Below are 23,841 nucleotides of genomic sequence, written 5' to 3'. Positions count from 1 at the left end.
GGACGCGGGGGACCGCCGAGCCGTCACGACCGGCCCGGCGCTCCCCGGCGGGGGGCGCTCAACGACGAGACGGCGGAGGCCACGAACCACATGACCACCCGACACGATCCGGCGCAGACCGCGCCCACGGTCCGACGGAGGACCCCCCGCGGGGCTCGCGCCGCCCTCGGGGGAGCGCTGAGCGTCGCTCTGCTCGCCCCGATGGCGCTGGCGGGCCCGGCAGCGGCCCTGACCTCGGCGCCCGCACGCCCGACGGCGCTCGCCCCGGCGGCGTCGGCTGCCACGCAGACGACTGCCGCAGCGATCCCCACCCCCACGGCCGACGGCCTGAAGCTCTGGTACAAGCTCGACGAGCTGAGCGGCACGGTCGCCCACGACGCCTCGGGCTCGGGCCGTGACGGCACGCTCGTCGGCGGCGGAGACTGGACCGACGGGCAGGGGCTGACGTTCGGCGGCTCGAGCTACGTCGACCTGCCCGACGACCTCCTCGCGGGGTACTCGGCCGTGACGGTCAGCGCCGACGTGTGGGTCGACACGACCCTGAGCGGCAACTACTTCTTCTACAACCTGGGCAACACCGCGGTCGGCTCGCCCCAGAGCGGCAACGGCTACCTGTTCTCCTCGGGCAACGCGAACTACCGCGCGTCGGTCTCGAACGCCGCGTGGGGTGCCGAGCAGAACACGGCCAAGTCGCCGTCTGCGGCCCTCGCGCGCGGCGTCTGGAAGACCGTGACGTACACGCAGGGTGCCGGTACGGGACGCCTCTACGAGGACGGCGCGCAGGTCGGCGTCAACACGGCCGTGACCCACACGCCGGGCTCGATCGGCGACGGGAAGACGACCGCCAACTACCTCGGCAGGTCCGCCTACGCGGCCGACAACCTCTTCAAGGGGCGCATCAAGGACTTCCGGCTCTACGACCGTGCGCTCACGGCGGCCGAGGTCGCGGACCTCAGCACCGCGAACGCGGCGGCGTCGGTCTCCGCCGACGCCGGCGCCCTGTCGCTCGGGGACACGAGCGCCGTGGCCAAGAACCTCACGCTGCCCGCGAAGGGCACGGGCGGCTCGACCGTCACCTGGGCGACGTCGGACGCGAGCGTCGTGACGTCGTCGGGCGTCATCACCCAGCCCGTCGGCCAGGCGCACACCGCGACCCTGACCGCGACGCTCTCGCTGCGCGGCCAGAGCGCGACCAGGACGTTCGACGTCACCGTGGTCCCCGGCACCGGCGACCAGGGCGTCGTGGACGCCGCTGCCGCCGCGCTCGAGGTCAAGAACCTCGACGACGTGCGCGGCAACCTCACGCTGCCGGCCACGGGAGCAGAGGGCACCACGGTCACGTGGGCCACCACGGCACCCACGGTCGTCACGCCGTCGGGCGAGGTCACGCGACCCGCGCACGGCCAGGCCGACCGGACCGTCACGCTGACCGCGACCGTGAGCAAGGGGCAGGCCACGGCCACGCGTGCGTTCGCCGCGACGGTCCCCGCGCTCCCCGAGCCGCAGGACTACGCGGGCTACCTGTTCTCCTACTTCATCGGTGAGGGCTACGCGACCGGCGAGCAGGTCTACTTCGGCCTGAGCAAGGGCAACGACCCGCTCAGGTACCGCAACCTCAACGACAACCAGCCCGTGCTGACGTCGAGCCTGGGGGAGACGGGCCTGCGCGACCCGTTCGTCATCCGTTCGCCCGAGGGCGACAAGTTCTACCAGATCGCGACCGACCTCAAGATCCACGGCAACGGCAACTGGGACGCGTCCCAGCGCACGGGCTCCAGGTCGATCATGGTGTGGGAGTCGACCGACCTCGTGAACTGGACCGACCAGCGCCTCGTCCAGGTCTCCCCGGAGACCGCGGGCAACACCTGGGCCCCCGAGGCCTACTACGACGCGACGATCGGCGCGTACGTCGTGTTCTGGGCCTCCAAGCTCTACGAGGAGGACGACCCGGGCCACACGGCCACCACGTACAACCGCATGATGTACACCACGACCCGCGACTTCTACACGTTCACCGAGCCGCAGGTGTGGGTCGACCCGGGCTACTCGGTCATCGACTCGACCGTGATCGAGCACGACGGCGAGTTCTACCGATTCACCAAGGACGAGCGGAACAACACGTCCACGACGCCGTGCTCCAAGTTCGTGCTGGGCGAGAAGGCGAGCGAGCTGCGCTCGCTGAGCTACGACTTCATCACCGACTGCATCGGCAAGGCCAACTCGCTCGGCGGCGGCATCAACCAGGGCGAAGGTCCGACCATCTTCAAGTCGAACACCGAGGAGAAGTGGTACCTGTTCATCGACGAGTTCGGCGGCCGCGGCTACGTGCCCTTCGAGACGACCGACCTGAACGCCGACGAGTGGAAGATGTCCACGGGCTACGAGATGCCCTCGCGCCCGCGCCACGGCACGGTCCTGCCCGTGACGCAGACCGAGTACGACGCGCTGCTCAAGGGCTACCAGCCCGACGCGTTCGTCGAGTCGGCACAGGACGTCACGGCCGTCGTGAGCGTCGGGGACGCACCGGTCCTGCCGGCCACGGTCGCCACGCGCACCGCAGCCGGCACGACCACGCAGACCGCGGTCACGTGGGACGCGATCGACCCCGCGAGCTACGCGCAGGCCGGGACCTTCGAGGTCACGGGCTCGCTCGGCGCCGGCGTGAGCGTGCGTGCCAAGGCCGTCGTGACCGTGGTCGAGGGCGACGTCCCCGTCACGGGCCTGGTGGTCTCGCCCACCTCGACGCAGGTCACGGTCGGCACGGCACGCTCGCTCACCGCGACCGTGACCCCCGCCAACGCCACGGCCCGCACCATCACCTGGACGAGCGCCGACCCGTCGGTCGCGACCGTCGTCTCCAACGGGCCCTCCGCGGGCACCGTGCGCGGCGTCGCGGCGGGCAGCACGACCGTGACCGCCACGACGGCCGACGGGTCGCGCACCGCGACCGTCGCGATCGACGTGACGAAGGAGATCCCGGGCCTGGTGGTCCAGTACCGCCTGGACGAGACGAGCGGCACGCAGGCCGTGAACTCGGCGCCGAGCAGCGCCGTCGGTCCCGCGACCGTCGTGGGCGGGGCCGCCCGCAACGGCACCGACGGCGTGCGTCTCGACGGGGTCGACGACCACGTCAAGCTGCCGAACGACGTGCTCAAGGGCCTGACGGAGATCACCGTCTCGCTCGACGTGCGCATCGACACCACCCAGCCCACGCCCTACTTCATCTACGGCCTGGGCAACACGAGCGGGTCGAGCGGCAACGGCTACCTCTTCACGACGGGGGACGCGTACCGCACGGCCATCGCCTCGGGGAACTACACGACCGAGCAGAACACGACCAAGGGCTCGAACCTCGCCCGCGGCGTGTGGAAGCACCTGACGTACACGCAGTCGGGCACCACGGGCACGCTGTACGAGGACGGGATCCAGGTCGCGCGGAACACCGACGTGACCACGACGCCGGGCTCGATCGGTAACGGCACCACGGTCGCGAACTACATCGGCCGCTCGCTCTACGCGGGCGACAAGTACCTCAAGGGCGACGTCCGCGACTTCCGCGTCTACGACCACGCCCTGAGCGCCGACGAGGTCAAGGACCTCGGTCAGGACCACTCGGCCGTCACGGGGGTCGAGCTCGCCGAGCTCAAGGTCGCCGCGATCGTCGACGGCGGGTCCAGCACGGTCACGCTCCCGGTGGTGCCCGGCACGGACCGCTCCGCGCTCGCGCCCCGCCTGGTCGTGTCCGACCGTGCGACCGTGACGCCCGCCAACGGCTCGGTGCAGGACCTCACGCAGCCCGTGACCTACACCGTGACCGGCCCCGACGGGACCGCGCGAACGTGGACCGTCCAGGCCAAGGAGATGCGCAGCCCGGTCCTGCCGGGCCTGTACGCGGACCCGAACATCGCGGTCTTCGACGGGGTCTACTACATCTACGCGACCACGGACGGCACCCCCGGCTGGGGCGGCAAGGACTTCTACGTGTGGAAGTCGACCGACCTCGCGAGCTGGGAGCGCTCGGCCGAGCCGTTCCTCACGCTCGACGGCGCAGCGGGCGACGTCCCGTGGGCCACGGGTAACGCGTGGGCGCCGACCATCATCGAGCGCGACGGGAAGTACTACTTCTACTTCTCCGGCCACAACCCGACCTACAACCGCAAGACGATCGGTGTCGCGGTCGCGGACAGCCCCGAGGGGCCCTTCACCGCGCAGCCGACGGCCATGATCACCAACGGGGAGGCCGTCACGACGGGGCAGGCGATCGACCCGGCGGCGTTCGAGGACCCGCAGACCGGCACGTTCTACCTGTTCTGGGGCAACGGCAGCAACGCGCCGCTGTACGCCGAGCTGAACGACGACATGGTCTCGGTCAAGCAGGACACCATCACGAAGTTCGGTGGTCTGACGAACTTCCGCGAGGGCCTGTTCCTCAACTACCGCGAGGGGATCTACCACCTGACCTACTCGATCGACGACACGGGCTCGGAGAACTACCGGGTCGGGTACGCGACGTCGACGAGCATCGACGGGCCGTGGACCTACCGCGGCGTGATCCTCGAGAAGGACGTGTCGCAGGGCATCCTCGGGACCGGGCACAGCTCGATCGTCAATGTCCCCGGGACCGACGAGTGGTACATCGCCTACCACCGCTTCGCGATCCCCGGCGGTGACGGGAACCACCGCGAGACGACCATCGACCGCCTCACGTTCGGCGAGGACGGGCTCATCCAGAAGGTCGTCCCGACCCTCGAGAGCGTCCCGCCGCTCGACGTGACCGAGCCCGCGCAGGTCGAGGTCGACGTCACGGTCGCGCCCAAGTGCGTGGCCGGCAAGGCCGCGCTCACGGTGCTCGTGAAGAACACCGAGGAGGTGCCCGTCGACGTGGTCGTCACCACGCCGCTCGGGACCAAGACCTTCCTCCAGGTCGCGCCGGGCAGGCTCGCGTCCCAGACGTTCTCGGCCCGTGCGGTGACGCTCGCGGCAGGGAAGGTCACGGTCACGGCCCAGGCCCTGCTCGACGGCGCCCCGGTCACCACGGCCTACGACGTCACCTACGCAGCGACCAGCTGCGGCTGACCTGCTGGTCGCCGCCCCGACGTGAGCAGACGCCCCTCCTGTGGGCCGAGCCGGGGCGTCTGCTCACGTCTCGGCCAGGGCGCCGACGGCGCCCGTCCCGCCCGCACGGCCCGCACCACCAGCCCTGCCCGCACCACCGCACCACCAGGCCTGCCCGCACCACCAGCCCTGCCCGCACCACGACCCGAAGGAGCACATCGTGAGAAGAACAAGGGGACGCCTCGTCGCCGCGAGCGTCGCCGTCGCCCTGAGCACCGGGCTGACGAGCGTCGCCGTCGCCGCCGACGAGGCCGCACTCCCGGAGACCGGGCTCGTCGCCTGGTACAAGCTCGACGAGGCGAGCGGCACGTCGGCCGCGAACTCGGCGCCGGGCTCGACGTTCGGGGCAGCCACGGTCAACGGGGCCGCGCGCAGCGCGAGCGGCATCACGCTCGACGGGACCGACGACCACGTCCGGCTCCCCGACAGCCTGCTCAAGAACCTGACCTCGGTCACGGTCGACCTCGACGTCCTGGTCGACCCCGCCCAGGCCACGCCCTACTTCATCTGGGGCATGGGCAACACGAGCGGGTCGAGCGGCAACGGCTACCTGTTCACCACGGGCAACGCCTACCGGACCGGGATCGCGTCAGGAAACTGGTCGACCGAGCAGAACACGACCAAGGGCTCGAACCTCGCGCGCGGTGTCTGGAAGCACCTGACCTACACGCAGACCGGCACCACGGGGACCCTCTACGAGGACGGCGTGCAGGTCGCGCAGAACACCGCGGTCACCACGACGCCGGCCTCGATCGGCGCCGGGACGACGACCGCCAACTACATCGGTCGCTCGCTCTACCCGGGCGACAAGTACCTCAAGGGCCAGGTCCGCGACTTCCGCGTCTACGACCGGGCGCTGCCCGCGAACGACGTCGCGGCCCTCGCGCAGAAGACCTCGGCCGCAGCCGCAGGTGCCGACGCCGCAGCCCTCGACCTGGGCGACACGAGCGCCGTCACGAGCAACCTCGCGCTGCCGGTCACGGGCGCGCAGGGGTCGACCATCGCGTGGGCGACCTCGCACGCGGACGTCGTGACGTCGTCGGGCAAGGTCACCCAGCCCGCCGCCGGGCAGCCCGCCGCGACGGTCACGCTGACCGCGTCGGTCACGCGCGGCGCCGTGACGCTCCCGCGGACCTTCACCGTGGTCGTGCCCGCGGCGTTCGACGACGCCCAGGCCGCCGCGTGGGACGCGCAGCACACCGTGGTCACGAACATCGCGGACGTCCGCGGCAACCTCACCCTCCCGACGAAGGGCGTGCAGGGCTCGACCCTGACCTGGACGTCCTCGGCGCCCGGGACCGTGAGCGACACGGGCGTGGTGCATCGCCCGGCGCACGGCACGGCCGACACCGAGGTGACCCTCACGGTCACCGCGACCAAGGGCACCGCGACCTCGACCCAGCCCCGCACCGCGACGGTCCGCCAGGCCCCCGAGGCCCAGGAGCCCGCGGCGTACTTCTTCCCCTACTTCAAGGGCGAGAGCACGGCCGACGGCGAGGAGATCTACTTCGCCGCGAGCCAGGGCGACGACCCGCTCACGTGGCAGGAGCTGAACGACGACAAGACGGTCCTGCGTTCGGGCCTGGGGGAGAAGGGCCTGCGCGACCCGTTCGTCATCCGTTCGCCCGAGGGCGACACGTTCTACCTGATCGCGACCGACCTCAGGATCTACGGAGGCAACAACTTCGGCAACGCGCAGGAGCGCGGCTCGCTGAGCCTCATGATCTGGGAGTCGACCGACCTCGTGAACTGGTCCGACCAGCGCATGGTCAAGGTCTCGAGCGACTACGCGGGCAACACCTGGGCCCCCGAGGCGTTCTACGACGAGGCCGCGGGCGAGTACGTCGTGTACTGGGCGTCCGCGCTCTACCCGACGACGGACTCGAGCGGGCGCAAGATCGCCACGAGCTACCAGCGCATGATGTACGCCACGACGCGTGACTTCGTGACGTTCAGCGAGCCGCGGATCTGGGTCGACAACAAGCGCGGCACGGGCCTCGGCATCATCGACGCCTCGGTGACCAAGGTGGGCGACACGTACTACCGCTTCATCAAGGACGAGAGGTACATGACCGTCCGGAGCGAGAAGTCCACGGACCTGCGCGCCACGAGCTGGGACCTCATCACGGAGAACATCGGTGTGGGCCAGCCCAACGGCTACGGCGGCACGTTCACGGCGGGCGAGGGACCGACGGTCTTCAAGTCCAACACCGAGGAGAAGTGGTACGTCTTCATGGACCAGCCCAGCTACCACGGTGGCAAGGGGTACGTCCCGTTCGAGTCGACCGACCTCGACTCGGGGGTCTGGACCAAGTCCGAGCCCGCGACCCTGCCCGTGAGCCCGCGCCACGGCACGGTGCTCCCGGTCACCCAGGCCGAGTACGACCGTCTCCTCGCGCACTACCAGGCCGACGCGTTCGTGGCCTCGGCCGCCCCCGTCACGGTCACGACGGCCGCGGGCACCGCGCCCGTGCTGCCCGCGACGGTCGCCGCGACCTACGGCGACGGCGCGACCAGGGAGCTCACGGTCACGTGGGACGCGGTCGACCCCGCCTCCTGGGCGCAGGCCGGGACCTTCACGGTCGGCGGGTCGTTCGGTCCGTCGGTCACGACGCGGGCGACCGCCACGGTCACCGTGACCCCCGTCGAGCCCGAGCCCGAGCCCGACCTCGCGGTCGAGGTCTCGGCCGCCGCGAAGTGCGTGGCGGGCAAGGTCACGGTCTCGGTGCGTGCGGTGAACGGTGAGGACGTGCCGGTCGACGTGACGGTCGCCTCGGCGTACGGGTCCAGGTCGTTCACGGGGGTGGCGCCGGGCAAGAGCGCGTCGCAGTCGTTCGCGACGCGTGCCGGCTCTGTCGACGCCGGGGTCGTGACGATCACCGCGAGCACCACGGGCTCCTCGCCCGCGACCGCGACGACCGAGGCCCGGTACCTGGCCCTCGCGTGCGGGTGATGCGCTGAACCGACGACTGCCGTGGGGCGAGGAGTCCTGCCCCGCCCCACGGTCCGTCCCCGGTCGCGCGATGGAGCGCCGGGGGTGCTGCGCCCGGTCCGCCGCGACGACTCCTTGCGTCGCGGCGGACCGGGCGTCGTCGTCCCCCGCCCGACGTCGTCGCGCACCCGGGAGCGCGGGTGCGCTGCGCCGTCGGGCAGAATCGGGTCATGAGCGCTGGTGCGGTGAGGCGGGGCCGTCGGCCCGCGGGGGAGGACACCCGGGCGGCGATCGTGGCCGCGGCGCGCGAGGAGTTCGCCGCGAAGGGGTACGACGCCGTGAGCGTGCGCGGGGTGGCCCGCGCGGCGGGGGTGGACCCCGGTCTGATCCGGCACTACTTCGACGGCAAGGGCGAGCTCTTCGCGGCCTCGCTCGTCCCGGCGGGAGCCGACCCGCAGGCGCTCGCGGGCCGGTTCGCCGAGGGCGGTCTCGAGGGCCTGGGGGAGCGGCTCGCCCGCACGGTGCTCGCGGTGTGGGACGCCCCGGACGGGCAGGTCCAGCTCCGGCTCGTGCTCTCCGGGCTGCTGTCCGCCGACGGGCACGTGCAGGAGCTGCCGCGCTACCTGCAGCGGACCGTGTTCGACCAGGTCGCGGCCCTCCTGCCGCGGGCGGTCGCGGCGCGCCGCGTGAGCCTGGTCGCGAGCCAGGTCCTCGGGGTGCTGGTCGCGCGTCACCTGCTGCGTCTCGAGCCCGTGGCGTCGATGCCGGCCGACGAGCTCGTGCGATCGATCGCCCCCACGCTGCAGCGCTATCTCGAAGGCGCGGACGAAGGTCTTGCGCCGGGGCCGGCCGAGGAGCAAAATTCCTCACATGGGGAATAATGACCGCGTGATCAGCATCCGGGGCCTGCGCGTCGACCGCGGCGGGACCACGGTGCTGCACGAGCTCGACCTCGCGGTCCCCGAGCGGCAGGTCGTCGGGCTCCTCGGACCCAGCGGCAGCGGCAAGACGACGCTCCTGCGCACGCTCGTGGGCGTCCAGGTGGTCACGGCGGGGACCGTGGACGTGCTCGGCCGACCCGCCGGAGACCCCACGCTGCGTCACCAGGTCGGGTACGTGACGCAGTCGCCGAGCATCTACGCGGACCTCAGCGTGACGGAGAACCTGCGCTACTTCGCGACGGTCCTGGGAGCGGGCGCCCGCGACGTCGCGCGCGTGATCGACGCCGTGGACCTCGCGCGGCACGCCCGCCGCCGCGTCGGGACCCTGTCGGGCGGCGAGCGCTCGCGCGTCTCGCTCGCCGCCGCGCTCCTCGGGGAGCCGCGGCTGCTCGTGCTCGACGAGCCCACCGTGGGCCTCGACCCCGTCCTGCGCCGCGACCTGTGGGACCTGTTCGCACGCCTGCGCGACGCCGGGACCTCGCTGCTCGTGTCGTCGCACGTCATGGACGAGGCGACCCGCTGCGACCGGCTCCTGCTCCTGCGCGACGGGCGCCTGCTCGCGGACGACACCCTGCCGGGCCTGCTCGAGCGCACGGGGGCCCACGACGTCGAGCACGCGTTCCTGCGGCTCGTCGAGGGCACGACCCCGCCCGACGGCGCCGCGCCGGCCGGCAGTCCGCGTCACCTCGGAGGGGAGGCGTCGTGAGCGCGCACGACGCGCACCGGAGCGCCGCGGTAGCGGCCGGTGCATCGAGGACGGAGGGGCGACGGCCCGGACCGTGGCCGCGCGCGCCGCGCGCGGTCAGCCTGCGCCTGACCCTCGCGACCGCGGGCCGCGTCCTGCGGCAGATCCGCAACGACCCGCGCACCATCGCGCTGCTCGTCGTGCTGCCGTGCGTGCTCCTGGGGCTCATCGCCTGGATGTTCGACGGGACTCCCGTCCTGGACCAGTTCGGGCCCATCCTCGTCGGCCTGTTCCCCCTGGTCATCATGTTCCTCGTCACGAGCGTCACGACGCTGCGCGAGCGCCAGTCCGGGACGCTCGAACGGCTCATGACCATGCCGCTCGGCAAGGGAGACTTCGTGGGCGGCTACGCGCTGGCCTTCGCGGTCCTCGCGACCGTGCAGGCACTGGTCGTCGTGGCGTTCGCGGTGTGGGTGTGCGGCATGGACGTCGCCGGACCCGTGGGGCTCGTGGTGCTCGTCGCGGTGCTCGACGCGATCCTCGGGTCCTGCCTGGGACTCGCCGCCTCGGCGCTGGCCCGCTCGGAGTTCCAGGCGGTCCAGCTCATGCCCGTGGTCCTGTTCCCGCAGCTCATCACGTGCGGGCTCCTCATGCCCCGGGACGAGATGCCCGCGGTGCTCGAGGCGGTCAGCCGCGTGCTGCCCCTGACGTACGGCGTCTCGGCCCTGCAGGACGTGGCCGCGGGCGGGACCTTCGCCGACGTGGCCGGAGCGGTCGCGGTGATCGTCGGGTTCATCGTCGGGGCCCTCGTGCTGGGCACGCTGACGCTGCGGCGCCGGACGGCCTAGGGGCGCGCCGCGAACCTCTCGAGCAGCTCGGCGTGACCCGAGACGATCAGCAGGTCGTTCGCGGAGATGCGCGTGGTCGGCTCCGCGTACACGAAGTCCTGACCGGGCGACTTCACGCCGATGATGGTCACGCCGTAGCGGTCGCGGACCTTGGTCTGCTCGATCGTGAAGCCCTGCGTCTCCTTGGGCGGGCGCATCTTGACGATCGTGAAGCCGTCCTCGACCTCGATGTAGTCGAGCAGCTTGCCCGAGACCAGGTGCGCCACGCGGCTGCCCGCGTCGGCCTCGGGGAAGACCACGTGGTGCGCGCCGATGCGCTGCAGGATGCGGCCGTGCTCGGCCGAGATGGCCTTGGCCCAGATCTGCGGCGTGCCCAGGTCCACCAGGTTGCCCGTGATGAGCACGCTCGCCTCGAGCGACGTGCCCACCCCGACCACCGCGACGGGGAAGTCGCGCGCGCCGAGCTGCTCCAGCGCCGTCGGGTTGGAGGCGTCGGCCTCCACGAGCGGGATCTGGCCCGACCACTGGGCGATGAGCTCGGGCGAGCGCTCGACCGCGAGCACGTCCTGGCCGAGCCGGTCGAGCGTCGCGGCGATCGCCGAGCCGAACCGGCCGAGGCCGATCACGAGCACGCCCGCGTTCTTCTCGGGGGCCTTCTTGTCGGGCACCTGGGGGCCTTTCGTCGGTGGATCTGGAGGTGTCGGCGGGGCCGGGACGCAGGCCGGGTAGGGCCGGCGGACGCCGGGTCAGCCGATGATGGGACGTTCCTCGGGGTAGCGGATGACGCGGCGCCGGTCGCGCAGCGCGAGCGCGGCCGCCAGGGTCATGGTCCCGGTGCGGCCGATGAACATCAACACGACGAGCACGTACTTCCCTGCCGTCGGCAGATCCGCGGTCACGCCCGTCGACAGGCCCACGGTCGCGAACGCGGAGATGGTCTCGAAGAGGATCACGTCGAGCGTCCAGCCCGTGATCTCCAGGAGCAGGAGGCTCGCGACGAGCACGGCCGTGGCGCCGATGAACGACACGGCGACCGCGAGGCGCAGGGTCTCGCGCGGGACGCGACGCCCGAAGGCCTCCAGGTCGCGGTCGCCGCGGGCCTCCGAGACGATCGCGAGCAGCATGACCGCCAGCGTCGTGACCTTGATGCCGCCTGCGGTCGAGGCGCTGCCACCACCGACGAACATGAGCGCGTCGGTGATGAGCCAGCTCGACTCGTGCATGCCGTTGATGTCGATCGTCGAGAAGCCCGCCGAGCGGGGCATGACCCCGGCGAAGAGCGAGGCGAGGATCTTCTCGTTGAGGCTCAGCGGCCCCAGGGTCTTCTCGTTGGTCCACTCGAACGCCGCGAACAGGATCACGGCCACCACCACCAGGACCGCGCTCGTCGTCAGCGTCAGCTTGGTGTGCAGGCTCCACCGCGAGGCGCGCCTGCGGTTGCGCATGACGTTGAGGATCACGGGGAAGCCGAGCGAACCGATGAAGACGCCGACGATGATCGGCATGAGCAGCATCCAGTCGCCCACGTAGGGCGTGAGGCCCTCCGCGGTCGGGATGAAGCCCGCGTTGTTGAACGCCGAGATCCCGTAGAACAACCCGTGCCAGGCCGCCTCGCCGAACGTCTCCTCGAGCACGATGAAGCGGGGCAGGAGCAGGAGCGCGATGGTCAGCTCGATGGTCGTCGACGTGATGATGACGACCCGCACGAGCGAGCCCACCTCGCCGAGCCGCGTCGTCTTGGTCTCGGAGGCGGTCAGCAGCTTCTGCGTGAGGCCGATGCGCCGCGAGACGGCCATGCCGAGGATCGAGGCGAGCGTCATGACACCCAGGCCGCCGATCTTGATGCCGACGAGGATCACGACCTGCCCGTAGGTGGACCAGTAGGTCCCGGTCGGGACGACCACGAGGCCCGTGACGCACACGGCCGACGTCGCCGTGAACAGCGCGTCGATGAACGGCGCCGGCTTCCCGGACGTCGTGGCCCACGGCGCCATGAGGAGCAGCGTGAACAGCGAGATCACGGCCGCGAAGACCGTCACGGCGAGGCGGGCAGGGGAGTGGCGGGCGAGGCGGTCGACCAGCTCGCGACCTGCGAAGAATCGCCCGGAGACGCCCTGGGCCATCGGTCCTCCGTCTCGCTGTCCGTGCGCCTCGTCCGGGTGGACGGGTGGCGCCGGGGTCCCTGCGGGGGCCGTGCCGGTCGCCGTGCGTGCCGATGTGTCGCCCAACTCTGCCACAGGAGGGGCCGTGCCCACCGGCTGAACCGCGTGCCGCCGTCGGGCCGCGTGGGCGATACCGTGTCTCCTGCCCGTGCCCGGTGCCACCGCGCACCGCTCGGCGGGCCGTGCGACGGGGCGCCCCGCCGCACGAGACGACCGGCCCCCGACCGAGGAGCGCACGTGACCGAGCCAGACTCCGTGCCGTTCGCCGCGCAGGTCGTGTGGAGCCCGGACCTGCTGGGGTACGACTTCGGTCACGGGCACCCCATGTCCCCGACGCGGCTCGACCTGACGATGCGCCTGGTGCGCGCGCTGGGTCTCCTGGACGCCCCGGGGGTCTCGGTCGTGGGCACCGCGCCCGCGTCGGACGAGGTGCTCGGCCTGGTCCACGACCCGGCCTACGTCGCCGCCGTCCACGCGGCCTCCGAGCACGGCGTCGAGAACCCGGCCCTGGGCCTGGGCACCGAGGACGACCCCGTCTTCGCGGGCATGCACGAGGCCGCGGCCCGCATCCTGTCCGGCTCGTACGAAGCCGCTGGGGCCGTGTGGGCCGGGCGGGCGCTGCACGCCGTGAACATCGCGGGTGGCATGCACCACGCCCAGCGGGGGGCGGCGTCGGGCTTCTGCATCTACAACGACGCCGCGGCAGCGGTCCGCAGGCTGCTCGACGACGGCGCGGAACGCGTCGCGTACGTCGACCTCGACGCGCACCACGGTGACGGCGTCGAGCAGGCGTTCTGGAACGACCCGCGCGTCCTGACCGTCTCGGTGCACCAGAGCGGCGCGACGCTGTTCCCCGGCACGGGGCACGCCACGGACACGGGTGGGCCGGGCGCCGCAGGCACCGCGGTCAACGTGGCCCTGCCGCGCCGCACCGACGGCGCACGCTGGCTGCGGGCCGTCGACGCCGTGGTGCCGCCCGTGCTGCGCGCGTTCCGCCCGCAGGTGGTCGTGTCCCAGCACGGGTGCGACGCGCACGGGCACGACCCGCTGAGCGACCTCGACGTGGACGTCGACGCGCAGCGCACGGCCGTGCGCTGGGTCCACGGGCTCGCGCACGAGCTCGCGGACGGTCGGTGGGTCGCGCTCGGCGGCGGGGGGTACTCGGTCACGTCCGTCGTCCCGTACGCGTGGTCGAACGTCGTGGCGGAGGTCGTGCACGCGCCCGTCGCGCCGTCGACCCCGGTCCCGGCCGCGTGGCGCGACCACATCAGCGCCGTCGCGCACCGCGAGACGCCCGAGCTCATGGGGGACGGGGACGTCGAGTTCAGCGCGTGGGACAAGGGGTACGACCCCGAGGACGAGGTCGACCGCGCGGTGGTCGCGACCCGCAAGGCCGTCTTCCCGCTGCTGGGCCTCGACGCGCACTTCGACTGAGGCGGTCCTGCGGCGGGGCGAGCGCCTCACGGCGGGGGCGGGAGCGGCGTCCCACCAGGCCCGACGACGTCACCCCGCGTCGATTTCGGGCGACCGGCCGGGAGCAGGTAGTCTAGGAGACGGACTTTTTCTCGTGTTGGTCGGTTCCCGATCAGCCGTGGACCACCATGATCGGGGCGATCCCGATCGCACACCGATCCAGCATTGTGAGGACCCATGGGCTCCGTCATCAAGAAGCGCCGCAAGCGTATGGCCAAGAAGAAGCACCGCAAGCTGCTTCGCAAGACGCGCCACCAGCGTCGCAACAAGAAGTAGCAGCGCTGCGCGGTCACGCGCACGGTGTCGCGAGAGCCCGGCGTCCCTGAGGGGTGCCGGGCTCTTCGCGTCGCCGGCGACGGTCCGCGCGCGTGCGCCGTCCGCCGTCCGCCGTCCGGCCAGGCCGCTCACGGCGGGGGCGGCGTGCTGGCGTGCGCGCGGCGGGCGACGTCGCTCGTGACCCGGACGACCGTGTCGGGGGCGTGCGCCGCCGGCCACAGCTGGACGAGGTACCGGTCGATCGTGGGCTCGCCGTCCAGGATGGTGTCCTGGCGGGCGGCCTCGTTCATCCGCGACGCGCAGTAGCGGACGCGCAGCGGCCCGAGGGCCGGGACCTCGAGGTCCGCCCCGTCGTCGAACGACATGAGGGCGAGCTGGCCGTCGACCGGCGTGAACGAGACCTCCACGATCTCCTCCCAGGCGGGGTCGACCGCAGGCTCGTCCCCGTGGAGCTCGATCCTGAGGGGCGCGTGCCCGGTGTGCAGACCGGTCTGCATCGAGACGCTCCCCGGGCCGGGGACCCCGCACAGGCCGTTGGCCTGACCGTCCGTCCCGAGGCCGATCGGTGGCCCGTCCCTCGGGTCGCAGATGTGGAAGAAGCCGTAGTGGAGGCCGAGGTCGCGGTCGAAGAGCGTCAGCATCGACGGATCGTCCCACCGGGTGCCGACAACGATCGATCTCCGGGGGAGACCACCGCCTCAGAGCCCCGCGCGCCCCTTGAGGGACCGCCGGATCGAGCGGAGCACGAGCCCCAGGACCCATGCGGCCCCGGCCCAGCTCGCGGTCTTGAGCCCACGGTTCGCGACGCGGCGGCGCCGGCCCCGGAACTCGCGGATGGGCCAGCCGACGTCCTTGGCGTGCCGTCGCAGGCGCGCGTCCGGGTTGATCGCGCAGGGGTGGCCCACGGCCTGCATCATGGTCACGTCGTTGAGCGAGTCGCCGTAGGCGTAGGAGGCCGACAGGTCGATCCCGTGGAGCTCGGCGAGCTCGCGGACCCCTGCGGCCTTGGCCCGCCCGTGCATCATGTCGCCCACGAGCCGGCCCGTGTACAGGCCGTCCTCGTGCTCGGCGACCGTGCCCAACGCACCCGTGACGCCCAGGCGACGGGCGATGAGCTGTCCGATCTCCAGGGGGGTCGCGGACACGAGCCACACCTGGTGGCCGGCGGCGATGTGCTCGTCGAGGAGCTTCTGGGTGCCGGGGAAGATGCGCAGCGAGAGGACCTGGTCGTAGACCTCCTCGCCGATCGCGACGACCTCCGCGACCGAGCGGCCCGCGACGAGGTCCAGGGCCCGCGTGCGGACCTGGTCGATCTGGCGCTTGTTCTCCCCGAGGAGGAGGTAGCGGGCCTGGTGCGCCGCGAACGTCACGAGGTCCGGCGTGGAGAAGAACCCGCGCTGGTACAGCGCCCTGGCCAGGTGGAACGAGCTGGCGCCTCGGATGATCGTGTTGTCGACGTCGAAGAAGGCCGCCGTGGGATGGTTGGACCCAGGAGCAGACGTCGGCATGGCGCCCACTCTATCGGCGCGTACCGACACCTGCCGACGACGCTCACGCGGCGCGACGTCGGAGGGCCGGTGCGACGCACTGTCCGAGATGCGTAGGCTGGGGGCGTGAGCCCCGCAGAACCCGCCGCTGCACAGGTCCCCGGACCGGCAGCAGGAGCCGCCGCAGACCCCGTCACGAGCGCGCCAGCGCGCGTCGTGCTCTACGGGCGCGACGGGTGCCACCTGTGCGAGGTGGCCCGTGAGGTCGTCGAGTCGGTGTGCGCGGACCAGGGCGTCGCCTGGGCCGAGGTCGACGTCGACGGCGACCCGACCGGGGCGCTCGCCGCGCAGTACGGTGACTACGTCCCCGTCGTGACCGTGGACGGTGTCCAGCAGGGGTTCTGGCAGGTCGACGGCGCGCGGCTCGCCCGAGCGCTCTCGCGACGGCGCGCCACCGGCTGAGGTGCCGCACCCGGGCCGGGCGCCTGGGATGATCCGAGACAGCAGGACAGCGAGAGCGTCAACGACGACGACATGACGAAGCATGGGTGGTTCGGGTGGCAGAGACCCTGGGTGATACCGGCATTCCTGGAGCGACCGTGGCGCGGCTCCCCGCGTACCTGCGCGCGCTGCGCGACCTCGAGGGGCGCGGGGTGGAGACGACGTCGTCGACCGAGCTCGCCGAGCTCGCGGGCGTCGGCTCCGCACAGCTGCGCAAGGACCTGTCGTTCCTGGGGTCGTACGGGACGCGCGGCGTGGGCTACGTGGTCGACTCGCTCGCGACGTACATCACCTCGGCGCTGGGCGTCGAGGACGAGCACCGGATCGCGATCGTCGGCATCGGCTCCCTGGGGCACGCGCTCGCGAACTACTCGGGGTACGGGACGCGTGGCTTCGAGGTCGCGGCCCTGCTCGACGCGTCGCCCGGCGTGGTCGGCACCGAGGCCGCCGGTCTCGTGATCGAGCACATCGACGCGCTGGAGGAGGTCTTCGCGCGGGAGAACGTGACGATCGTGGTCCTGGCGACCCCGGCGCACGTCGCGCAGGAGGTCGCGGAGCGCGTCGTCGCGGCGGGGGTCCGGGAGATCCTCAACTTCGCCCCGCGAGCGCTCCAGCTCCCCGAGGACGTGATCGTGCGGTCGGTCGACGTCGGCAGCGAGCTGCAGATCCTGGCGTTCCACGCGCAGGCGCGGGCGCTCGCGGAGAGCGGGTCGACGCCGTCGGACGCGGTGGAGGCCACCGAGGAACCCGCGGCCCAGCCCTAGCCCGTCGGGCGAGGCGGATGCCGCCGAGCCCTGCCGGTCCGCCCGCCCCGGGGCGGCGTCCGCGCCCCCGGGCAGCGCAGGAGCCGGCGCCCCGTGAGGGGGCGCCGGCTCCTGGTGGTGGCGGGGCCGCGTGGGTCCGGGGCGCTCCGCGCCGTCGGTCCGTGCTGCCCGCCGGTGGTGCGGGAGGCTCAGGCCTGCTTGATGGCGGAGAGGTCGAGCGCGATCTTGATCTTGTCGCCGACGAGCACGCCGCCGGCCTCGAGGGCCACGTTCCAGGTCAGGCCGAACTCCTTGCGGGAGACCTCGGTCGTGGCCTCGAACCCGGCGCGCGAGTTGCCGTAGGCGTCGACGGCGGTGCCCGTGAACTCGGTCTCGAGCTTGACCGGCTTGGTCACGCCGTTGATGGTCAGGTCGCCCTCGATGACGAAGTCGTCGTCGTCGGCCTCGACCGCGGTCGAGACGAAGTTCCAGGTCGGGTTCTTCTCGGCGTCCCAGAAGTCGGCCGACTGGAGGTGCCCGTCGCGCCCTGCGTCACCGGTGTTGACCGACTTGGCGTCGATCGCCGCGACCACGTTGGACGACTCGACGTCGTCGCCGATGTTCACGGTGCCCTCGGCGATCGCGAGCGAGCCGCGAACCTTCGAGATGCCTGCGTGGCGGACCGTGAAGGTCGCCTGCGAGTGCGAGGGGTCGATCGTGTAGGTGCCTGCGGTCAGTCCGGCGGGAAGGGTCGTGGCCATGAGTGTCTCCTGGATGTCGTGGTGCGTATGCGTCAGGCGCACCGTCGGCGCGCCACTAGTTGAAGATTCAACTTCATACGAACGCATCAACGCAAGCCCTCTTCCCTCTATTCCCTGACGAGTGGCTCCCGTCGGGCGGATCGTTCCCCGGGTGGGAGAATGGGAGGATTGTTCGGACGGCGGGGCGTGACGGATGAGGCGGAGATGACGGTTCAGCAGGACAGGTTCACGATCGCGGCGCAGGGCACGCCATGGCTCGACGACGCCCAGCAGCTCTCGTGGCGCCAGTACCTCGACGGGACGGCCCGCTTCGTCGAGGCCCTGAGCAGGGACCACGAGGAGCACTCCTCGCTCACGCTCGGCGAGTACGAGCTCCTCGTGCGGCTCTCCGAGGCCCGCGACCACACCATGCGCATGTCGGCGCTCGCCGACGGCCTGGCCCGTTCGCGGTCCCGCGTCACCCACACCGTGCACCGCATGGAGCAGCGCGGCCTGGTGCGCCGGACCGCCGACGCGGACGACCGGCGCGGTGTGAACTGCGTCATGACCGACGCGGGCCACGCCGAGCTCGTGGCCTCCGCACCCGGGCACGTGACCGCGGTGCGTCGCCTCATGGTCGACGTCCTGACGCCCACGCAGCTGCAGAACCTCGGCGAGGCCATGGCGGCGATCGGGGAGGCCTGCCGGCTCGCGGACGAGCGCGACCAGTAGCCGGCGCCGGCCCCTGGCCGTCCGGCACCGGAGATTCCTGTGTCGGGGAGCACGCCGCCCCGGTGCACCGCGCGGCGCAGAACTTTGGGACACTGGTCCGCATGGTCGCAACCACGGTCCACCTCATGCGTCACGGTGAAGTCTTCAACCCGGACGGCATCCTCTACGGTCGAATCCCCGGCTACCACCTCTCGGAGCTCGGGCACACGATGGCGCGCCGCGTCGCGGGGCACCTGTCGGGCAAGCCCGTCGAGGGCGCACCCGCGCTGCCCGACGACGTCGCCCCCGAGCCCTTCGACGTCGCCCTGGTCATCGCCTCCCCGCTGCAGCGGGCGCAGGAGACGGCGACGCCGGTGGCCGAGGCCTTCGGGCTGCCCCTCGGGACCGACGAGCGCCTCATCGAGGCAGGCAACCACTTCGAGGGGATGAAGTTCGGGGTGGGCGACGGCTCGCTGCGCCACCCCGGGCACTGGCCCTACCTGTGGAACCCCCTGCGTCCGTCCTGGGGCGAACCCTACAAGCAGCAGGTCGCGCGCATGCACGCCGCGATCCACGACGCCCGGGCCCAGGCCGAGGGGCGCGAGGTCGTGCTCGTGAGCCACCAGCTCCCCATCTGGATCTCCCGCCTGGCGTTCGAGGGCAAGCGCCTGTGGCACGACCCGCGCAACCGTCAGTGCTCGCTCGCGTCGCTCACGTCGCTGCGCTTCGAGGGTGACCGCCTCGTCGGGATCCACTACACCGAGCCGGTCGCGGACCTGCTCCCGGGGGCGGCGAAGGTCTCGGGAGCGTGACCCGCCAGGTCCTTCCCAGGTTGTGCCCAGGCACGTGGGAGAAAGTTCTGCCATGATCCACCCCTTCCGTGCCCGGGACGGTCGCGCGCTCGCCCACGGGCGCCGGTCCGCCGGCACGCTCACCCTCGGTACCGCCGCCCTCGTCGCGCTCGGCCTGGTCCTCACCGGCTGCTCCCAGGAGTCCGGGGCCACGAGCCCCGACGACGTCGTGGGGCAGGGCTACGTCTCGGGCGACGGCTCGGTCAAGACCTGGGAGGTCTCCGACCGCGACGAGCCCGTCGCGCTGACGGGCACCGACTTCGAGGGCGGCGCGGTCGACACGACCGAGTGGCTGGGCGACGTGGTCGTCATCAACACCTGGTACGCGTCGTGCGCGCCCTGCCGCGCCGAGGCGCCGGACCTGGTCGCGCTCGCCAACGACCGCGGCCCCGAGGGCGTGCACGTGCTCGGCATCAACAGCACCGACGACGCGGGCGCCGCGCTCGCGTTCGAGCGCACGTTCGAGGTGCCCTACCCGTCGATCGAGGACACGCGCGGCGAGGCCATCGCTGCGCTCGAGGGCTCGGTCCCGCTGCAGGCCGTCCCGACGACCGTCGTGCTCGACCGCGAGGGCCGCGTCGCCGCGCGCGTCATCGGGCGTGCCGAGGGCTCGACGCTCGGTGCCATCGTCGACGACCTGCTCGCCGAGAGCGCCTGACGCATGGGTCCCCTCGTGCTCGCCGGTGACCTCGGCTTCACCTTCGCCGCGACGGTGTGGAGCGGCTCGATGCTGCTCGCGGTCCCTGTGGCGATCCTCGCGGGGCTCGTGTCGTTCGCCTCGCCCTGCGTCCTGCCCCTCGTCCCCGGCTACGTCGGGTACGTGAGCGGGCTGGCGGCGGCGAACGCCGGCGCGACCGGGGTGCAGCGGTCGGGCGGCAGCGGCAGCACGGCGGTGCGGACCGCGCGGGCACCGGGCCGGTGGCGGGTCGCGGCGGGCGTCGGGCTCTTCGTGGCCGGCTTCACGCTCGTCTTCGTCCTGCTCATGGTCGCCGCCGGGGCCGTCGGCGTGCACGTCAAGCACTGGGAGGACGTCATCACGCGGGTCATCGGGGTCTTCGTGATCCTCATGGGCTTCGCGTTCATGGGCGCGATGCCCTTCCTCCAGCGGGACCGTCGCCTGCACCTGAGCCCCACCGCGGGAATCTGGGGTGCACCGCTCCTGGGCATCGTGTTCGGCCTGGGCTGGGCGCCCTGCATCGGCCCGACGCTCACGGCGGTCATGGCGCTGTCCCTCGAGGAGGCCACCGCGGGTCGCGGGGCGATCCTGGGCATCGCCTACAGCCTGGGCCTCGGCATCCCGTTCCTGCTCATCGGGATCGGCCTGGAGCGGTCCAAGAAGGCCGTGGCCTTCCTCCGTCGTCACCGGGTCGCGATCATGCGCATCGGCGGCGGCATGCTCATCGTCATCGGTCTCGCCCTCGTGACCGGCGTCTGGGGCACCTGGACCTCCCGCCTCGGCGGGCTCATCACGGGCTTCGAGCCGGTGATCTGATGAGCGACAAGGACCTCTACCGCCCCGAGGGCATCGACGACGCGTTCAGCCACCCCGAGCCCGAGGCGGGCCCGGCCGAGGGCGAGACGGCCCGCCCGGCGGGAGCGGCGCCGTCGGGCCGGGAGGCGCCGACCCCGCACGGGACCGCTCCCGACGCGGGCGACGCCGCACGCACCGGCGGCACCGGGCAGCCTCAGCTCCCCGCGCTCGGCCTGCAGGGCAGCCTGCGCTGGGTGTGGCGCCAGGTGACGAGCATGCGCGTCGCGCTCATGCTGCTCATGCTGCTCGCCGTCGCGGCCGTCCCCGGCTCGGTGCTGCCCCAGCGCCCCCAGGACCCGGCCGCGGTCCTCACCTACCTGCAGGACAACCCCGGCACGGGGGAGTGGCTCGACCGGTTCGGCTTCTTCGACGTCTACGCGTCGCCGTGGTTCTCCGCGATCTACATCCTGCTGTTCGTCTCGCTCGTGGGCTGCATCCTGCCCCGCACCAAGGCGCACCTGCAGGCCGTGCGCAACCGGCCCCCGCGCACCCCGCGCCGCTTCGACCGCTTCCCGGCGAAGGCCGAGACCACGAGCACCGCGACCCCCGACGAGGTCGTGGAGGCCGCCGCCAAGCACCTGCGGGGAAGCGTGCGCTGGCTGCCGACGTTCCGCGTCGACGTCGGGACCGAGCCCGCCGACCCGGCCCGGGGGCTGCCCGAGCGCCGCACCGTGGCGGCCGAGCGCGGCTACCTGCGCGAGACCGGCAACCTCGTCTTCCACCTGTCGCTGCTCGGCCTCCTCGTGGCGGTCGCCACGGGCCAGCTCCTGCACTTCCGCGGCCAGGCGATCATCACGGAGGGGCGCGGCTTCGCGAACGCGGTCGTCGACTATGACACGTTCGAGAACGGGTCGCTGTTCAGCCCGTCCTCGCTCGTGCCGTTCTCCATGACCCTCGACTCGTTCGACGCGCAGTTCGCGATGGACGCCGTCGCGTTCGCGCAGTCGCGCGACTTCACGGCCAACGTCACGGTCCGCAACCCCGACGGCACGTCCGAGCAGGAGCAGATCAAGGTCAACCACCCCATCGTCGCGGGCGGCGCCAAGATCTACCTCCAGGGCAACGGCTACGCGCCCGAGATCACGATCCACGACGCCGAGGGCCAGGTCGCGTTCGCGGGCCGCGTCCCGTTCCTGCCCGAGGACACCCTCTACACCTCGCGCGGGGTCGTGAAGGTCCCCGACACCTCGCCCGGCCTCGACCAGATCGGCCTGGTCGGGTACTTCCTGCCCACGGCCGAGATCGACGAGGTGGGCGCGCGCTCGACCTTCCCGCAACCGATCAACCCCCTGCTGGTGCTCGAGGTCTACCGGGGCGACCTGGGGCTCGACGAGGGGATGCCGCAGAACGTGTACCGCCTGAACACGGACACGCTCACGCCCTCGCTCGACGAGGACGGCGAACGCGTCCGGGTCCTCGTGGCCCCCGGCGAGACGGTCGACCTCCCCGACGAGCTGGGCACCATCACGTTCGCCGCGGGCGACGTCCCGCGCTACGTCGCGCTCGACCTGCGCCACGACCCGGCGCTCGTCTGGATCCTCGTGTTCGCGCTCGGGGCGCTCGGCGGCCTGGCCGTCTCGCTCTTCACGCCGCGCCGCCGCGTGTGGCTGCGGGTGTGGAGCGAGGAGTCGCCCGACGGCGGAGCGTCGCCCCGGCGTACCGTCGTCAGTGTCGCGGGACTCGCCCGCGGCGACGACGCCGGGCTCCAGGGCGAGGTGGACCGCGTCGTCGAGTCCCTGCCCGGGACCCCGCCCACGGCCGAACCGCCCGCCGGGCCTCCGGCCCGGCCACGCAGCACCCCGTCCTCCCCCCGCACCGACGGTCGGGCTCGCGCCGACCGACCACGAAAGGCTGACCGATGACCGTTGCCGACCTGAGCTCCGACCTGGTGTGGGCGGCTGCGACCGCCCTCACGGTCGCGTTCGTCGCGTTCGCGATCGACCTGTCCCGGCTGGGGGCCAAGGTGCCCGAGCCGGAGGTCGTGACCGACGCGATCTCCGACGCCGACGCCCCGGTCGCCGTGGCCGTGGCCACCCCCGACAGGCCGGCGTCGCGCAAGGCCGCGGGCATCGGCATCTCGACGGGCTGGTTGGGGACGATCCTGCTGCTCGCGGCGATCGTGACCCGCGGCATCGCCGCCGGGAGGGCTCCCTGGGCCAACATGTACGAGTTCACGCTCGTCGGGGCGTTCGTCGCGATGGCGGTGTTCCTCGGCGTGAGCCTGCGCCGCGACGTGCGGTTCCTCGGGGCGTTCGTGACAGGGCTCGCGGTGCTGTTCCTCGTGGTCGCGCAGAACTCGTTCTTCCTCGCCGCCACGGGCGTCCAGCCCGCGCTGCAGTCCTACTGGCTCGTGATCCACGTGGGCGTCGCGATCATCGCCACGGGCATCTTCACGGTCGCGTTCGTCCTGTCCCTGATCCAGCTCCTGCGCGACTCGCGCGAGACCGGCAACGGCTTCCTGGGGCACCCGGCCTGGCGCTGGCTCGACACGACGCCCCGCCCCGGCCAGCTCGAGGCCCTGAGCTTCCGGCTCAACGCGGTCGCGTTCGTGCTGTGGACGTTCACGATCATCGGCGGCGCGATCTGGGCCGAGCACGCCTGGGGCCGCTACTGGGGCTGGGACCCCAAGGAGGTCTGGAGCTTCGTCGTCTGGGTCGTGTACGCGGCGTACCTGCACGCACGCACCACGCGCGGCTGGTCCGGGCGCCGGGCCGCGTACTTCGTGCTCGTCGGCTACGCGTGCGTCCTGTTCAACTTCACCGGCGTCAACCTGATCTTCAACGGCAAGCACTCGTACTCGGGCATCACGACGCAGGAGTGACCTGGAGCGGTCCAGCCGCCGCTC

20 protein-coding genes are annotated in these 23,841 nt (G+C 72.2%); 15 read left to right on the top strand and 5 right to left on the bottom strand.

Features of this window, described 5'->3' with window-relative positions; genetic code table 11:
- The first annotated feature begins 90 nt into the window (after positions 1-90).
- The 5 genes from NHG27_RS04475 (at position 91) to NHG27_RS04455 (ending at position 10,521) form a co-directional block, all read left to right on the top strand.
- Positions 91-5,076 (top strand): family 43 glycosylhydrolase, encoded by a 4,986-nt coding sequence (locus tag NHG27_RS04475; protein WP_497014880.1) that lies wholly within the window; start codon positions 91-93, stop codon positions 5,074-5,076.
- Positions 5,077-5,275: 199 nt separating this feature from the next.
- On the top strand, positions 5,276-8,068 hold the full coding sequence (locus tag NHG27_RS04470) for an immunoglobulin-like domain-containing protein (protein WP_497014879.1): 2,793 nt from the start codon (positions 5,276-5,278) through the stop codon (positions 8,066-8,068).
- 209 nt (positions 8,069-8,277) lie between these two features.
- Complete coding sequence (locus tag NHG27_RS04465) at positions 8,278-8,928, top strand: TetR/AcrR family transcriptional regulator (RefSeq protein WP_497014878.1); 651 nt, start codon at positions 8,278-8,280, stop codon at positions 8,926-8,928.
- Positions 8,918-9,694, top strand: a complete 777-nt coding sequence (locus NHG27_RS04460; RefSeq protein ID WP_497014877.1) for an ABC transporter ATP-binding protein — start codon at positions 8,918-8,920, stop codon at positions 9,692-9,694. The genes NHG27_RS04465 and NHG27_RS04460 overlap by 11 nt, the downstream gene beginning before the upstream one ends.
- Before the next feature lie 101 nt (positions 9,695-9,795).
- Positions 9,796-10,521, top strand: a complete 726-nt coding sequence (locus NHG27_RS04455) for an ABC transporter permease (RefSeq protein WP_227748798.1) — start codon at positions 9,796-9,798, stop codon at positions 10,519-10,521.
- Here the strand turns inward: NHG27_RS04455 and NHG27_RS04450 are convergent.
- Complete coding sequence (locus NHG27_RS04450) at positions 10,518-11,189, bottom strand: potassium channel family protein (protein ID WP_193721090.1); 672 nt, start codon at positions 11,187-11,189, stop codon at positions 10,518-10,520. The two genes, NHG27_RS04455 and NHG27_RS04450, sit on opposite strands and share 4 nt — an antisense overlap.
- Before the next feature lie 78 nt (positions 11,190-11,267).
- Positions 11,268-12,644 (bottom strand): TrkH family potassium uptake protein, encoded by a 1,377-nt coding sequence (locus NHG27_RS04445; protein WP_497014876.1) that lies wholly within the window; start codon positions 12,642-12,644, stop codon positions 11,268-11,270.
- Between the two features lie 276 nt (positions 12,645-12,920).
- On the opposite strand from NHG27_RS04445, the gene NHG27_RS04440 reads away from it, so the two are divergent.
- Together NHG27_RS04440 and NHG27_RS04435 are read left to right on the top strand one after the other, a co-directional pair.
- The gene (locus tag NHG27_RS04440) at positions 12,921-14,117 is read left to right on the top strand and encodes an acetoin utilization protein AcuC (RefSeq protein ID WP_497014875.1); all 1,197 of its coding nucleotides are present in this window, start codon (positions 12,921-12,923) and stop codon (positions 14,115-14,117) included.
- 216 nt (positions 14,118-14,333) lie between these two features.
- Positions 14,334-14,432: a 30S ribosomal protein bS22 gene (locus tag NHG27_RS04435; RefSeq protein ID WP_003792170.1), complete on the top strand. Its 99-nt coding sequence runs from the start codon at positions 14,334-14,336 to the stop codon at positions 14,430-14,432.
- Between the two features lie 128 nt (positions 14,433-14,560).
- Here the strand turns inward: NHG27_RS04435 and NHG27_RS04430 are convergent, their stop codons facing one another.
- Both NHG27_RS04430 and NHG27_RS04425 read right to left on the bottom strand, forming a co-directional pair.
- Positions 14,561-15,073, bottom strand: coding sequence for a hypothetical protein (locus NHG27_RS04430; RefSeq protein WP_497014874.1), 513 nt, complete (start codon positions 15,071-15,073; stop codon positions 14,561-14,563).
- 57 nt (positions 15,074-15,130) lie between these two features.
- Complete coding sequence (locus tag NHG27_RS04425; RefSeq protein WP_193721093.1) at positions 15,131-15,940, bottom strand: HAD family hydrolase; 810 nt, start codon at positions 15,938-15,940, stop codon at positions 15,131-15,133.
- A 105-nt stretch (positions 15,941-16,045) separates the two neighbouring features.
- Here NHG27_RS04425 and NHG27_RS04420 point away from each other — a divergent pair, with 105 nt between their 5' ends.
- Complete coding sequence (locus NHG27_RS04420; RefSeq protein ID WP_321575494.1) at positions 16,046-16,381, top strand: glutaredoxin family protein; 336 nt, start codon at positions 16,046-16,048, stop codon at positions 16,379-16,381.
- 86 nt (positions 16,382-16,467) lie between these two features.
- Complete coding sequence (locus NHG27_RS04415) at positions 16,468-17,184, top strand: redox-sensing transcriptional repressor Rex (RefSeq protein WP_497014873.1); 717 nt, start codon at positions 16,468-16,470, stop codon at positions 17,182-17,184.
- Positions 17,185-17,372: 188 nt separating this feature from the next.
- On the opposite strand, the gene NHG27_RS04410 is transcribed toward NHG27_RS04415, so the two are convergent.
- Positions 17,373-17,924, bottom strand: coding sequence for a YceI family protein (locus tag NHG27_RS04410; RefSeq protein ID WP_193721095.1), 552 nt, complete (start codon positions 17,922-17,924; stop codon positions 17,373-17,375).
- A 204-nt stretch (positions 17,925-18,128) separates the two neighbouring features.
- On the opposite strand from NHG27_RS04410, the gene NHG27_RS04405 reads away from it, so the two are divergent.
- The 6 genes from NHG27_RS04405 to ccsB all read left to right on the top strand — a co-directional run bounded on the left by NHG27_RS04405 (position 18,129) and on the right by ccsB (position 23,817).
- Complete coding sequence (locus tag NHG27_RS04405) at positions 18,129-18,635, top strand: MarR family winged helix-turn-helix transcriptional regulator (RefSeq protein WP_193721096.1); 507 nt, start codon at positions 18,129-18,131, stop codon at positions 18,633-18,635.
- Positions 18,636-18,736: 101 nt separating this feature from the next.
- Positions 18,737-19,426 (top strand): histidine phosphatase family protein, encoded by a 690-nt coding sequence (locus tag NHG27_RS04400; RefSeq protein ID WP_193721097.1) that lies wholly within the window; start codon positions 18,737-18,739, stop codon positions 19,424-19,426.
- Positions 19,427-19,478: 52 nt separating this feature from the next.
- Positions 19,479-20,123, top strand: coding sequence for a TlpA family protein disulfide reductase (locus NHG27_RS04395; protein ID WP_193721098.1), 645 nt, complete (start codon positions 19,479-19,481; stop codon positions 20,121-20,123).
- Positions 20,124-20,126: 3 nt separating this feature from the next.
- Positions 20,127-20,957, top strand: a complete 831-nt coding sequence (locus NHG27_RS04390) for a cytochrome c biogenesis CcdA family protein (RefSeq protein WP_193721099.1) — start codon at positions 20,127-20,129, stop codon at positions 20,955-20,957.
- Entirely contained in the window at positions 20,957-22,858 is a 1,902-nt protein-coding gene (gene resB, locus NHG27_RS04385; RefSeq protein ID WP_497014872.1) for a cytochrome c biogenesis protein ResB, read from the top strand. The genes NHG27_RS04390 and resB overlap by 1 nt, the downstream gene beginning before the upstream one ends.
- The gene (gene ccsB, locus NHG27_RS04380; RefSeq protein ID WP_497014871.1) at positions 22,855-23,817 is read left to right on the top strand and encodes a c-type cytochrome biogenesis protein CcsB; all 963 of its coding nucleotides are present in this window, start codon (positions 22,855-22,857) and stop codon (positions 23,815-23,817) included. Before resB ends, ccsB begins: the two co-directional genes overlap by 4 nt.
- The last annotated feature ends 24 nt before the right edge of the window (positions 23,818-23,841 follow it).

It is taken from the genome of Oerskovia sp. 140933 (genome assembly GCF_059651515.1).
Note: the sequence above shows the minus strand (reverse complement) of the source record. Positions and strands in the feature narration are given on the sequence as shown.